Raw genomic sequence first — 11828 nt, 5'->3', positions numbered from 1 at the left:
CGGGCGTAGCGCACGTTCGGGCGTAGCGCACGTTCGGGCGTAGCGCACGTTCGGGCGTAGCGCACGTTCGGGCGTAGCGCACGTTCGGGCGTAGCGTCTGCCTGAGCGCGACGGCCGCCTGAGCGCGCGAGACGACTGCCTGAGCGCGACGCTTGCTCCGGGTGTGGCGGATGTCCGAGTGCGGCACCAGGTCGGGTAGAAGACGGTCTCGGACGCGCCGTGCGCGGAGAGAGGCCGTCGGACAGCGGTTCCTGGGGATCGGCCGGGCCTGGGCGAGCGGGGAACGGCACGATCCGCACTTGCAAGGGCTCGGCGGTGGGCAGGTCGCGCAGCGTGTGACGAGCGCGCGGAGCAGGACCCCGCGGAAAACAGGATCAGCGCGGAGCAGGACCAGCGCGGAACAGGACCGGCGCGCAGGGCAGGACCAGGCCGACGGCGGCCAGTTGTCAGATCAGGACGCCCAGCCGTTAGGGCCCGGAGGCCGAGTGGGCCGCGAGCCGACCAGGCCGACCAGGCCGACCGAGCCGACCGGTCAGCACGATGAGCAAGCAGCGCTGCGAGCAGGCAAGCACTACGAGCGGGAGCGGGTAGCGCGGCTCAGGTCGCGGTGCCTCGGACGGCCAGGGCGCGGGTGAGGAGGGGGATCGTGCCGGCGGGGGTCTGGGGGAGGCTGGTGCGGAGCAGGTCGCGGAGGGTGTCGCGGTGCTCGGGTGGCAGCGAGGCGACATAGTGCGGTGCCGCGCCCGTGCCGCCGAGGAACGGGGTCCAGTAGTCGTCGAAGTCGGCGAAGACCGCGGTGGTGTCGATCTGCCGGGTCTCGACGCCGGTCAGGCCGGCTGCGGTCCACAGGTCGGTGAGGGCGCCGGTGGAGCAGACGGAGAAGCGGCGGCCCTCGTCGAGGGCGGCGGCCGAGGGGTCGACGGTGGTCGCGGCGTCCCAGAAGTGGCGCATCATGGTCATGCCGTCGGCGTAGTCCCAGACGTACGCGGCGACGACCCCGCCAGGTGCGGTCACCCTGGCGAACTCGGCGGCCGCCGCGGCAGGGTCCGGCACGAAGTTGAGTGCCAGGCCGGTGACGACGGCGTCCACGGACTTGTCGGGTAGGGGCAGCGCACGGGCGTCGCCGGCGGCGAAGCGGGCGGCGGTGCCGAGGCGGGTGGCGGCCAGGGCCAGGAAGGCCTGTGACGGGTCGATGCCGGTCAGGGTGGACGGGGTGGCGGCGGTGAGGACAGTGCCGGTGAGGGCGCCGGTGCCGCAGCCGACGTCGAGCCAGCGCCTGCCGGGTGGGACGGCGAGCCAGTCGAGGAACGCCGCGGCGACGGGACGGCTCCAGCGGCCGACGTACGCCTCGTAGGCGTCGCCCTTTGCCCACAGCTCGTGCACCATGGCCGTCACGGTATGCCTCGCGAACAAGGGTGCGCTCGGCCTCGTGCCGTTTGTGAGCGGAGGGCTGCCATAATCCAGCGATGAGTAGCCGGCCGAGCCTCGCACAGGTGGCGGCGCTGTCGGGTGTGTCGGTCAAGACGGCGTCGCGGGCGTTGAGCGGCGAAGGGTATGTCGCGGTCGAGACGAAGGCGCGGGTGCAGAGCGCCGCCGACGAGCTCGGCTACCGGCTGAACCGGACCGCCCGGGAGCTGCGCCGGGGTGGGAACACCTCGACGCTGGTGGGGCTGCTGAGCGGGGACCTCGCCAACCCGTTCTACTCGCGGCTGGCCAGTGGGCTGGAGCGGGAGCTGCGCATGCACGGGCTGCAGCTGATCACCGCCAGCACCGACGAGAACCCGGAGTGGGAGCGGCGGCTCACGGACTCGCTGCTGGAGCGCAGGGTCCGGGGGCTGGTGGTCGCCTCGACGATGGCGGAGCACGGGCACCTGGCGGCGGAGCGGCGGCACGGGAGTCCGTTCGTGTTCGTGGACCGGCCGCCGGTGGACCTGACCGCGGACGCGGTGCTGCTCGACAACCGGGGCGGGGCGAAGAGCGCCGCCGAGCACCTGCTGGAGCGCGGGCACCGGCGGATCGGGATCGTCGGGGACCTGTCGCGGCTGAGCACCCACCAGGACCGGGTCGAGGGGTTCGCGGAGGCGATGGCGGCCGCGGGTGTCGAGACCTGGCGCGAGTACCTGCTGGAGGACGCCCACGACGTGGACAAGGCCGAGCGGGCCGTCCTGGCGCTGCTCGACCGGGACCCGGCGCCGACGGCGTTCTTCACCACCAACAACCGGATCACGACGGGCGCGTTGCGGGCGTTGAGGACCGGCGACCACCAGGACCGGGCCCTGATCGGCTTCGACGAGCTGGACCTCGGCGACGTCCTGGGCGTGAGCGTGATCGCGCACGACCCGGAGGAGATGGGCCGGCACGCGGCGCGGCTGCTGCTCGCCCGGCTCGAAGGCGATGACGGCCCCGCCCGCCGCGTCATCCTGCCGACCAGACTGATCGAACGATCGACGACCGCACCGGCCTGACCGAACGGTCGACGACCGCACCGGCCTGACCGGAGATCGACGACAGCACCAACCTGACCGAAGGGTCGACGACCGCACCCGCCTGACCGGAACACGGACGGTATCTAAGAAGCGGCGGCCTGATAGCGGGCGGCCAGGTCGCGGAGCAGGTCGCGCAGCTGCGGCGGGGACAGGACGGTGAAGGGGAAGCCGATCGCGCCCAGGAAGCCGGCCAGGTCCATCAGCGAGTCCGCGCCCGTCTCCAGCTCGCAGCTGACATCCGAGACCGGGGTGAGCAACCCCGCCACCGACGCCAGCCGCGCCGAGACCTCTTCCAGCGGCGCGTGGAGCAGCACCCGCGCCGGCACCCGCCACGCCGAGGACGCCACCCCGCGCAGCACGTGGGCGACGGCGTCCCCGCCCGGCGGCTCCCGCGGCGCGAACCGCGGCCCGGGGGCACCCCGCAGCTCGACCAGGTCGGCGCGGAACGTGCGCCAGTCGGCCCGGTCGACGTCCCACGCGAGCAGGTACCAGCGCCGGCCGGTGTACACGAGCCGGTGCGGCTCCGCGCGGCGGCGGCGGTCCTTGTAGTCGAAGGTGATCCGCTCGCAGTCCCGGGCCGCGGCGGCCAGGGCGGTGAGCAGCGAGGCGTCGACCGTCGGCCCTCCCCCGGCGGCCGACACGGTCGCCGAGCGCAGCGCGTCGACGCGGCGGCGCAGCCGCGGCGGGAGCGTCTGCTCCAGCTTGATCAGCGCCCGCAGCGCCGGGTCCTCCAGGCCGGTGACGGACCCGGCGGCGGCCGCGCGCAGGCCGACGGCGACCGCGACCGCCTCCTCGTCGTCGAGCAGCAGCGGCGGGGTCGCGGTCCCGGCGCCGAGCCGGTAGCCGCCGGCCGGTCCGGTGGTCGAGCCGATGTGGTACCCGAGGCTGCGCAGCCGCTCGATGTCGTTGCGCACGGTGCGGGTGGTGACCGCGAGCCGCTCGGCGAGCTCGGCGCCGGACCAGTCGCGGCGGCTCGACAGCAACGACAGCAGCCGTAGCAGCCGTGCCGACGTCTCCAACATTCCCGAAGTCTGCCAGAGATTGCGGAACGTACCTTTCCGCAATGCCCGATAGCGTTCCCCGCATGACAACGTTTCGCGGGTTCGCGACCCTCAGCTTCTTCGCCGCCGACCACGACGCCGCCAAGCGCTGGTACGCGGAGCTGTTCGGGGTCGAGCCGTACTTCGAGCGGCCGGGCTACGCCGAGTTCCGCATCGGCGACCACCAGGACGAGATCGGCATCGTCGACAGCCGGTACGCGCCGCACGACGTCAGCGTCAGCCCGGCCGGCGCGTTCATGTACTGGCACGTCGACGACCTCGACGGGACACTGGACCGGCTCGTCGCGATGGGCGCGACGCCGCTGCAGGCGCGGACCGAGCGCGGGCACGGCTTCGTGACCGCCGCGGTCACCGACCCGTTCGGCAACATCGTCGGTGTCATGCACAACCCCCACTACCTCGAGATCGTGAGCGCCTGATGGAACCGGTCCTGTTCGCCGACACCGCGGCGTTCGAGGCGTGGCTGGAGCGGTACCACGGCGAATCCGGCGAGATCTGGATCCTGGTCGGCAAGAAGGGCAGCGGTGTCGCCAGCCTGACCGTGACCGAGGCCCTGGACGTCGCGCTGTGCTACGGGTGGATCGACGGGCAGCGCAAAGGGTTCGACGAGCGGCATTTCCTGCAGCGGTACGTGCCGCGCCGCCCCCGCAGCAGCTGGTCGCAGGTGAACGTGGCGAAGGTCGAGGCGCTGACCGCGGCCGGCCGGATGCGCCCCGCCGGCCTCGCCGAGGTCGCGCGGGCCCGGGCGGACGGGCGGTGGGCGGCGGCGTACCCGTCGCAGCGCACCGCCACCGTCCCGCCCGACCTGGCCGAGGCCCTCGCCGGCGCGCCACTGGCCCGGGCGGCGTTCGACGCGTTGCCGGGCACCGAGCGGTACGGGCTGATCCTGCACCTCATGAAGCTGCGCACGGCCGCCGGGCGAGCGGCCCGGGTGAAGGCGATCGTGGGGCAGCTCGACAGGTGAGCATGGCGCGAGAATGGCCGCATGACGACTCTGGGTGCCGTGTTCGTGCCGCAGCTTCCCCCCGAGCGGCTGCGGGCCGTGGTCCGCGCCGCCGACGAGAGCGGCCTCGAAGAGCTGTGGCTGTGGGAGGACTGTTTCCTCGAGAGCGGGGTGGCGACCGCGGCGGCCGCGCTCGCCTGGTCGCAGCGGGTGCGGGTCGGGGTGGGGCTGCTGCCCGTCCCGCTGCGCAACGTGGCGCTGACCGGCATGGAGCTGGCGACGCTGTACCGGCTGTTCCCCGGCCGGGCGATCGTCGCGGTCGGGCACGGGGTGCAGGACTGGATGGGGCAGGTCGGCGCGCGGCCCGCGTCGCCGGTGACGCTGCTGCGCGAGTACGTGACGGCGCTGCGCGGTCTGCTCGCCGGTGAGCGGCTCAGCGTCGAGGGGCAGTACGTGCGCCTGGACAAGGTCGCGCTCGACTGGCCGCCCACGCAGCCCGGGGTGCCCGCGCCGGTGCTGGTCGGGGCCACCGGGCCGAGGACGCTGCGGCTGGCCGGGGAGGTCGCCGACGGCACGATCCTCACCGGCGGCACCGACGTCGAGGGGGTCAGGGCGGCGCGGCGGCTCATCGACGAGGGCCGGGCGGCGGCGGGACGCGGCGGCACGCCGCACCCCGTCGTCGTCTACCTGCACGCCGCGACCGGCGACGGCGCCGCCGAGCGGATGGCGGCCGAGCGGGTCCGGTGGGGCTACCACGACGACAGCCTGGACGTGACGGTCGCCGGGGACGCGCACGCGGTCGCCGACGCCGTCGCCAGGTGGGCGGACGCGGGCGCCGACACGGTGGTCCTCCAGCCGACCCCCGACGACCCCGACCCGGAGGGCTTCATGCGGTTCGTCGCCGAGCGGGTGCGGCCGCTCGTCGGGTAGCGCGTACGGTGGGCCGATGTCCGACAATCCAGCGCTCGCGGCGGCCGAGGCGAGCGGGATCGCGTTCCGGGTCGTCGAGCACGGGCCGGTGCGCAGCCTCGCCGAGGCCGCCGAGGCGCGGGGGATCGCGGTCCCCGACGTCGTCAAGACGATCGTGGTGCGGGTCGGGGACGGCGACTACCGCTTCGTCCTCGTGCCCGGCGACCGGGTCATCTCGTGGCCGAAGCTGCGCGCGCTGCTGGGTGTCAGCCGGCTGTCGATGCCGGACGCGGCGACCGCCCGCGACGCCACCGGATACGAGCGCGGCACCATCACGCCGTTCGGCTCGGTCACCGCGTGGCCGGTGATCGCCGACGAGCGCGTCCTGGGCCGGGAGATCACGCTCGGCGGCGGCCGGCACGGTGTCGCGCTCGCCGTCGACGCGGACGCCGCCGTCGCGACGCTCGGCGCGACGGTCGCGGACGTCTCCGAGCCCGAGGGTTGATCGACTGGCGCGTTTCCCGGTCGGTACGGACGGGAAAAGCCAGCGCCAATGGCAATTTGCGCAAAAAGCCGGACATCTTGGGAAATTGTGGGAATGTGGCACTGGCAACCATCATTGCCCGGGTTTCCGGCCGATGCGTTCCGACGGTTCCGGCCGCCGGGAGGCACCGCCCAGCCGTGACGGCGAACGTCGCGACCGGGCAGCCGGAGAGCGCAGGAGAGCCCCGGGCCTAGCGGGGAGTCGCACTGTCCACACATCCGTTACGCCGTCGCCATGAGGCGGCGCACAGACTGAGTTCCAACCTCCGGAAAGGCCTCGGCACCGTGCTCTGCGTGATGCTGTGCGGAGTGGCTGGGAGCGCGCCGGCACACGCGGCCGGCGGGTCCGGCGAGGCGGGGCACGCCAGCCCGGTCAGCTCGCTGGCCGACCCGCCCGCCGGGATCCACGCCATCGCCTACTACCGGGCCCACCACCAGGCAGCGGTCGACGCCCGTGCGGAGCTGCGCGACCTGCGGGCCGCCCGCCGGGACGCGATGCGGACCCGGCTCGCACTCACGGAGGCCGCGGTCCAGGCCGGCGCACCGGCCGCCGTTCCCGAGACGGCAACGACATCCCCGGCGGCGGTCGTCGCGGGGGCGACCGCGGGGTCCCGGGCGGCGAAGCGGGCGAGGTCCACGCAGGCGGCCCGGCCCAAGAAGGCCACGCCGCGCACGGGACCGGGCCGGCCGCGCACCACGGCACCACGCGCCACCCGAGGCACACCCGGCACGCCCGGCACACCGAGACGCGCCACGGCACCACCGATCACGACACCGGTGGCCGCCGGGGGTGGCGGCGGGGTGGTCGGGTTCGCGCTCGCGCAGGTCGGCAAGCGGTACGGGTTCGGCTCGTCCGGCCCCGACCGGTTCGACTGCTCGGGACTGGTCGCCGCCGCGTACGGGCGGGCCGGGATCTCCCTGCCGCACCAGACCGGCGGCCTGGCCAGGGTCGGCCGGCCGGTCGGCCGGGGCGAGCTGCGCCCCGGGGACCTGGTGTTCCCGGCGGCGGGCCACGTCGGCATCTACATCGGCGGGGGCCGGATGGTGCACGCCTCCACCGAGCGCGACGGGGTGAAGGTCTCACCGATCTACGCCTTCAGCTTCGCGAGGCGGATCGGCTGAGCCGGGCAACCAAAGGGACGGTCCACATCGGACGGCACGAGTGTCCGATGTGGACCGTCTTTCGCGTGCGTGTGACCGTACGGTCAGGTCGCCAGCCGGAAGTCGGCGAAGTCGAAGCCGGGCGCCACGACGCAGCTGACCAGGACCGGCTCGGTGCCGGTCGGCACCGCCGCCTGCCACACCCCCGCGGGGATCAGCACCTGGGGCCGCTCCCCCGCGGCGACGTCACCGCCGAGCAGCGTGGTCGGCCCCTCGCCGGGCTGGTCGCCGGAGCCGCCGAGACGCAGGGCGAGCGGTCCGCCGGAGTGCCAGAACCACAGCTCGTCGGAGCGCACCACGTGCCACGCCGACTCCTCCCCCGGGTGCAGCAGGAAGTAGATCGCCGTCGCCGCGCTGCGCGGGCCGTCGTAGCCGTCCGGGGAGAACGTCACCGCGGAGCGCCACGTCTCCCGGAACCAGCCGCCCTCGGGGTGCGGCGCCATGTCGAGCAGCTCCGCCAGGTGTGGACGCCCGCTCATATCGTCACCGTGGTCATCCCGTCACCGTAGCGACCCGGAGCGTCCGCCGAACGTCCGGTGCGCCCGGGGTCGCCCGCTTGCGATGCTGACCTGGTGACTGTTTGCGCGGTGAGGCCGTCGTGAAGCTGGAAGCGCCGGGCGGCGGCAGCGTCGAGCTCCGCATCGCCGGCACCCCGGACGACCCGGACGACCCGGACGCGCCGCTGCCGGTCGACGGGATCGTCGACGCCGGGGACGGGCGGGCGTGGACGTTCCGTGCCGCGTGCCTGACCACGGCCGAGGCGGCGACCCTCGGCGGCTGGCTGCTGGAGGCCGCGAAGGGCCGCCTCGATCTGCCGGACCGGCTGGCGTTCGCGGCGCCGGCCCTGACCTTCACGCTGGAGGAGCACGACCACCTGCAGCCCCGGGTCACGGTCGGGTTCTCCCTGGCCGCGGCGCCGCCGTGGCTCGGCGAGGAGCGGACGCGCACCTACGACTACCCGGTCACCCTCGACCTGGACCCGGAGGCCCTGGAGGCCGCGGCCCTGGACTGGGAGCGTGAGCTGCGCCGGTCGGCGGCGCCGCCGCAGGTCAACGGCAATCCCAACGGGAAGGCGAGCGTCCCGGCGGAGGCCCGCGCCGCCGACACGTCCAGGCCGGCCAGGACGATCGGCAACGGCACCGCCGCGAGCTGCACGTCCGAGGCGGTCGTGGCCGCGGTCGGTGCGGGTGGCGTCATCACGTTCAACTGCGGGCCGGCGCCCGTGACGATCGCGATGAAGGCCACCGCGAAGATCAAGAACACCCAGGGCGCGAAGATCGTGCTCGACGGTGGCGGGAAGGTCACGCTCAGCGGCGAGGGCAAGCGGCGCATCCTGTACATGAACACCTGCGACCAGAAGCAGGGCTGGACCACGTCGCACTGCCAGGACCAGGACCACCCGTCGCTGACGGTGCAGAACCTGACGTTCGCCGACGGCAACTCCACCGGCGAGACCGCCGAGGGTGGCGGCGGCGGCGCGATCTTCGTGCGCGGCGGCAGGTTCAAGGTGGTCAACTCGCGCTTCGTGCGCAACCGCTGCGACCAGACCGGGCCGGACCTCGGCGGCGCCGCGATCCGGGTGCTCAGCCAGTATCACAACCAGCCGGTGTACGTGGTGGGCAGCACCTTCGGCGGCGCCTCAGGCCAGGGCGGCGTGTGCGCCAACGGCGGCGCGCTCAGCAGCATCGGCGTGTCGTGGGTGGTGCTCAACAGCGTGCTGTCCTACAACTCGGCGGTCGGCAAGGGCGCCAACCCGGCCCGCGGCGGCACGCCGGGCGGTGGCAGCGGCGGCGCGATCTACTGCGACGGCAACCTCTTCACCGTCCGGCTCGCCGGAACGCTCGTCGAGCAGAACAAGGCCAACGAGGGCGGCGGCGCGGTGTTCTTCGTCAGCAACGACCGCACCGGCACGATGTCCATCGAGAGCTCGACGCTGCGGAAGAACCCGAGCGCCGGGTTCGAGACGTCGGGCTTCCCCGGCATCTTCTTCCTCGGCGCCCGGCCCCCGTCGGTGTCGGGCTCTTCCCTCACGAAATGAGGCTCACGACCGCAGGCAGGCGCAGAAGGGGTGGCCGGCCGGGTCGAGCAGGACCAGGTAGCGGTCCGGCGCGGGCTGAAAGTCGGGGCGGGTCGCGCCGAGCTTGACGGCGCGCGCCTCGGCGTCGGCGAGGTCGTCGACGTAGAAGTCGAGGTGGAACTGCTTGGCCACCGGGCCCTCCGGCCAGGTCGGCGCGGTGTAGCCCTCGATCTGCCCGAAGCCGATCGACGTGCTGCCGTCGCTGATCATCGCGTATTCGGCCTGGGTGTGGGTCACCTCCCAGCCGAGGACCTCGCTGTAGAAGGTGGCGAGCACCGGCGGCTCGGCGCAGTCGATGTTGACCATGATGAGCGTGGCGAATCCAGACATGCCCTCATCCTGCCGCCCATTCCTGCCACCTCGTGTCAGGATCACGCGATCGCGTCACGACGGTGTCGGGGCCGACCAGTTGCGGCGCAGGGCCACCATCCGGAGCACGAAGACGAGGACCGCGGCGAGGGCGATGCTCACCGGGCGCTGCACGCGCAGCGCGTCCAGCGCCGCGACCGAGGCGCAGCCCGTCAGGCCGGCGACGGCGTAGATCTCCCGGCGCAGCACGGTGGGGATCTCGCCGGTGAGCAGGTCGCGGATCAGGCCGCCGCCGATCCCGGTGATCATGCCGATGATGCAGGCGCCGACGGGCGGGACACCGGCGTCGAGCGCCTTCAGCGTGCCGGTCACCGTGAACAGGCCCAGCCCGGCCGCGTCGAGGACCTGGACCGTCCAGTACAGCCGGCTGACCGTCGGGTGCAGCCAGAACGTCGCCGCGGACGTGACGACGGCGACCGCCGCGTAGCGCCAGTCGACGAACGCGAACGGCTGCACGTTGACGAACACGTCGCGCAGGATGCCACCGCCGAGCGCCGCCATGAAGCCGACGAACACGACGCCGAACAGGTCCAGCCGCTTCGCCACCCCGGCGGTCGCGCCCGACGCCGCGAACACGGCGATACCGACCAGGTCGACGACGATGAGCAGGCTGAGCTCTGACACGGTTGTGCTCCAGCTGTACGGGCGGGCGCGGCACCCCTCGGCACCGCGCCCGTCCTGTATACGGCACGCCCGGTGCCAGGGGTCAGATGTTGTTGATGACGGCCATGTTGGTCTCGTGCTGCATGGCCAGCATGTCGGAGACGGCCGCCGCGTCGTAGTAGCCGCCGCTCGAACCCGCCGCCGCGGACGTGTCGCCGGCGGTGTCGGTGTCGTCGCCCGCGGAGATGGTGCCCTCGGCGGTGTTCATGCCGCCGCTGACGTCGCCGTCGAGGTTGCCGCCCGAGCCGTCGTAGCCGGCCGTGTCGTACTGGGCCACGTCGCCGTCGAGGTTGCCGCCCGAGCCGTCGTAGTCGGCCGGGTCCTCGGAGTCCGCTGCGGTCAGGTCGGTGTACTCGTCGGTGAGGGCGTTGTAGGACTGCTCGTAGACGCCGTCGCCGTTCTCGTCGATCGCCGCGAAGTCCGCCTCGCCGTCGCCGTCGAGGTCGCCGACGAGCAGGTTGCCACCGTCCTCGGTGGTGTAGATCACGGCCTGGTCCGCCACGCCGTCACCGTCGAGGTCGGTGGTGAAGGGAACGTAGTCGTCGCTCATATCTGGTGACTCCTTCGAATGCTGCATCAGGTGGTTCAGGAACGAGTCGAACCGTACGAGCGGCCCGCCGCCTCTGACTCCCCCATTGCTGCCAACCGGACAGCGACGAAGATCACCGGGGCGGGTTTGCGTCAGAGGGGTTCCGGGGTATCCAACCGTCGATTCGAAGTTGACGAGTTCGTTGGATAGATGGAGGCACTCCCGTGGGCAGAGGATCCGGTATCGGCGGGGTCATCCTCGTCATCTGGCTGATCATCGGCGTGATCGCGGCCGGGCAGCGCGGCTACTTCGACAGCGAGGACACCAACTGCGCGAAGACCGGCACGATCCTCGTGACGATCGTCGCCGGGCCGCTGAACTACCTCGGTGTCAACCCCAAGATCAACTGCGACCTGCCCGAGCCGTCCAAGTAGGCCGCGACGTCCACAGCTGAAGCCGGTGCCGCCGAGCGGCCACCGGCTTCAGGCGTTTTCACAGGTCGTGGGTCTGGGCCCGCTCGATCTCGGTGAACGCGGCCTGCAGATACCGCGGGAACGGCCGCGGGCCGAGCAGGTCGGCGAGCAGCAGCGGGGCGTGCCTGGCCAGGGCGAGCGGGGCCGGGCGGGCCTCGTCGTCGCCCTCGTCCTGCACGCCGAGGGCGCCCACCAGCAGCACGACCATGACCTGCGGGTCGACGTCCTGCCACTGCGCCGCGGAGCGCACCGCCCGCTCCAGTGCGGCGCGCACGTCGTCGCCGTCGAGGCCGTCGGGGTGCAGATCCTCCAGCAGCGAGCGGACGACGACGCCGAGGACCAGGCCGACCTGCACCGCGTCGAGGGCGGCGAGCTGCTCGGCCGCCGTGTCGAACGCCTCCTCGTCGCGGCCCTGCGCGGCCTCGACGGCGGCGGAGGCGGCGGTCGCGATCGCCCGGGCCGGGGGCGGCAGGTGCCGCCAGCCTGCCGGGGTGCGGGTGGTGTCCACACCGTCGAACCCTAGTACGGCAGCCGCCGTTCGGGATGTTGCTGGTTGACGGGGCTGGACAGAGCACGGCCACCGCGTGATCGTCTGTGCGTTGTGGACACAACTT

General features: G+C 73.1%; 15 protein-coding genes. 8 read left to right on the top strand and 7 right to left on the bottom strand.

What is annotated here, in order from left to right; translation table 11 throughout:
* Positions 1-597: 597 nt before the first annotated feature.
* A complete protein-coding gene (locus ACZ6TV_RS19955; RefSeq protein WP_465298695.1) occupies positions 598-1386 on the bottom strand; it encodes a class I SAM-dependent methyltransferase in 789 nt (262 codons plus the stop codon).
* 80 nt (positions 1387-1466) lie between these two features.
* On the opposite strand from ACZ6TV_RS19955, the gene ACZ6TV_RS19950 reads away from it, so the two are divergent.
* Positions 1467-2465: a LacI family DNA-binding transcriptional regulator gene (locus ACZ6TV_RS19950; protein WP_465298694.1), complete on the top strand. Its 999-nt coding sequence runs from the start codon at positions 1467-1469 to the stop codon at positions 2463-2465.
* A gap of 104 nt (positions 2466-2569) precedes the next feature.
* On the opposite strand, the gene ACZ6TV_RS19945 is transcribed toward ACZ6TV_RS19950, so the two are convergent.
* Positions 2570-3508 carry a helix-turn-helix transcriptional regulator gene (locus ACZ6TV_RS19945; protein WP_465298693.1) on the bottom strand — a complete coding sequence of 313 codons (939 nt, stop codon included), beginning with the start codon at positions 3506-3508 and terminating at the stop codon, positions 2570-2572.
* A 62-nt stretch (positions 3509-3570) separates the two neighbouring features.
* Here ACZ6TV_RS19945 and ACZ6TV_RS19940 point away from each other — a divergent pair, with 62 nt between their 5' ends.
* The 5 genes from ACZ6TV_RS19940 (at position 3571) to ACZ6TV_RS19920 (ending at position 7064) form a co-directional block, all read left to right on the top strand.
* Positions 3571-3966 carry a VOC family protein gene (locus tag ACZ6TV_RS19940; protein WP_465298692.1) on the top strand — a complete coding sequence of 132 codons (396 nt, stop codon included), beginning with the start codon at positions 3571-3573 and terminating at the stop codon, positions 3964-3966.
* Positions 3966-4511, top strand: coding sequence for a YdeI/OmpD-associated family protein (locus tag ACZ6TV_RS19935; RefSeq protein WP_465298691.1), 546 nt, complete (start codon positions 3966-3968; stop codon positions 4509-4511). The genes ACZ6TV_RS19940 and ACZ6TV_RS19935 overlap by 1 nt, the downstream gene beginning before the upstream one ends.
* Before the next feature lie 21 nt (positions 4512-4532).
* A complete protein-coding gene (locus ACZ6TV_RS19930; RefSeq protein ID WP_465298690.1) occupies positions 4533-5420 on the top strand; it encodes an LLM class flavin-dependent oxidoreductase in 888 nt (295 codons plus the stop codon).
* Positions 5421-5436: 16 nt separating this feature from the next.
* Positions 5437-5904 carry an aminoacyl-tRNA deacylase gene (locus ACZ6TV_RS19925; RefSeq protein WP_465298689.1) on the top strand — a complete coding sequence of 156 codons (468 nt, stop codon included), beginning with the start codon at positions 5437-5439 and terminating at the stop codon, positions 5902-5904.
* Between the two features lie 347 nt (positions 5905-6251).
* Positions 6252-7064: a C40 family peptidase gene (locus ACZ6TV_RS19920; protein WP_465298688.1), complete on the top strand. Its 813-nt coding sequence runs from the start codon at positions 6252-6254 to the stop codon at positions 7062-7064.
* 83 nt (positions 7065-7147) lie between these two features.
* Here ACZ6TV_RS19920 and ACZ6TV_RS19915 read toward each other — a convergent pair whose 3' ends face one another.
* Positions 7148-7582, bottom strand: coding sequence for a cupin domain-containing protein (locus ACZ6TV_RS19915; RefSeq protein WP_465298687.1), 435 nt, complete (start codon positions 7580-7582; stop codon positions 7148-7150).
* Positions 7583-7701: 119 nt separating this feature from the next.
* Here ACZ6TV_RS19915 and ACZ6TV_RS19910 point away from each other — a divergent pair, with 119 nt between their 5' ends.
* Positions 7702-9141 (top strand): WapI family immunity protein, encoded by a 1440-nt coding sequence (locus tag ACZ6TV_RS19910; RefSeq protein WP_465298686.1) that lies wholly within the window; start codon positions 7702-7704, stop codon positions 9139-9141.
* A gap of 3 nt (positions 9142-9144) precedes the next feature.
* Here the strand turns inward: ACZ6TV_RS19910 and ACZ6TV_RS19905 are convergent, their stop codons facing one another.
* The 3 genes from ACZ6TV_RS19905 to ACZ6TV_RS19895 form a co-directional block, all read right to left on the bottom strand.
* The gene (locus ACZ6TV_RS19905; RefSeq protein ID WP_465298685.1) at positions 9145-9510 is read right to left on the bottom strand and encodes a VOC family protein; all 366 of its coding nucleotides are present in this window, start codon (positions 9508-9510) and stop codon (positions 9145-9147) included.
* 54 nt (positions 9511-9564) lie between these two features.
* Positions 9565-10173: a trimeric intracellular cation channel family protein gene (locus ACZ6TV_RS19900; protein WP_465298684.1), complete on the bottom strand. Its 609-nt coding sequence runs from the start codon at positions 10171-10173 to the stop codon at positions 9565-9567.
* Between the two features lie 82 nt (positions 10174-10255).
* Positions 10256-10762, bottom strand: a complete 507-nt coding sequence (locus tag ACZ6TV_RS19895) for a hypothetical protein (protein WP_465298683.1) — start codon at positions 10760-10762, stop codon at positions 10256-10258.
* 203 nt (positions 10763-10965) lie between these two features.
* Between ACZ6TV_RS19895 and ACZ6TV_RS19890 the strand changes: the two genes are divergently transcribed.
* Positions 10966-11175, top strand: coding sequence for a hypothetical protein (locus tag ACZ6TV_RS19890; RefSeq protein ID WP_327005529.1), 210 nt, complete (start codon positions 10966-10968; stop codon positions 11173-11175).
* Between the two features lie 58 nt (positions 11176-11233).
* Here ACZ6TV_RS19890 and ACZ6TV_RS19885 read toward each other — a convergent pair whose 3' ends face one another.
* Complete coding sequence (locus ACZ6TV_RS19885; protein ID WP_465298682.1) at positions 11234-11722, bottom strand: hypothetical protein; 489 nt, start codon at positions 11720-11722, stop codon at positions 11234-11236.
* Between the last annotated feature and the right edge of the window lie 106 nt (positions 11723-11828).

Source organism: Dactylosporangium sp. NPDC051087 (assembly GCF_055586325.1).
This window is presented reverse-complemented; position numbering and strand designations above follow the sequence as displayed.

Excerpts from the sequence above, each read along its gene's own strand:
- ACZ6TV_RS19940 (WP_465298692.1), top strand. The coding sequence starts at position 3,571 with ATGACAACGTTTCGCGGGTTCGCGACCCTCAGCTTCTTCGCCGCCGAC.
- ACZ6TV_RS19955 (WP_465298695.1), bottom strand. The coding sequence starts at position 1,386 with ATGGTGCACGAGCTGTGGGCAAAGGGCGACGCCTACGAGGCGTACGTC.
- ACZ6TV_RS19915 (WP_465298687.1), bottom strand. The coding sequence starts at position 7,582 with ATGAGCGGGCGTCCACACCTGGCGGAGCTGCTCGACATGGCGCCGCAC.
- ACZ6TV_RS19950 (WP_465298694.1), top strand. The coding sequence starts at position 1,467 with ATGAGTAGCCGGCCGAGCCTCGCACAGGTGGCGGCGCTGTCGGGTGTG.
- ACZ6TV_RS19905 (WP_465298685.1), bottom strand. The coding sequence starts at position 9,510 with ATGTCTGGATTCGCCACGCTCATCATGGTCAACATCGACTGCGCCGAG.
- ACZ6TV_RS19935 (WP_465298691.1), top strand. The coding sequence starts at position 3,966 with ATGGAACCGGTCCTGTTCGCCGACACCGCGGCGTTCGAGGCGTGGCTG.
- ACZ6TV_RS19945 (WP_465298693.1), bottom strand. The coding sequence starts at position 3,508 with ATGTTGGAGACGTCGGCACGGCTGCTACGGCTGCTGTCGTTGCTGTCG.
- ACZ6TV_RS19925 (WP_465298689.1), top strand. The coding sequence starts at position 5,437 with ATGTCCGACAATCCAGCGCTCGCGGCGGCCGAGGCGAGCGGGATCGCG.
- ACZ6TV_RS19930 (WP_465298690.1), top strand. The coding sequence starts at position 4,533 with ATGACGACTCTGGGTGCCGTGTTCGTGCCGCAGCTTCCCCCCGAGCGG.
- ACZ6TV_RS19895 (WP_465298683.1), bottom strand. The coding sequence starts at position 10,762 with ATGAGCGACGACTACGTTCCCTTCACCACCGACCTCGACGGTGACGGC.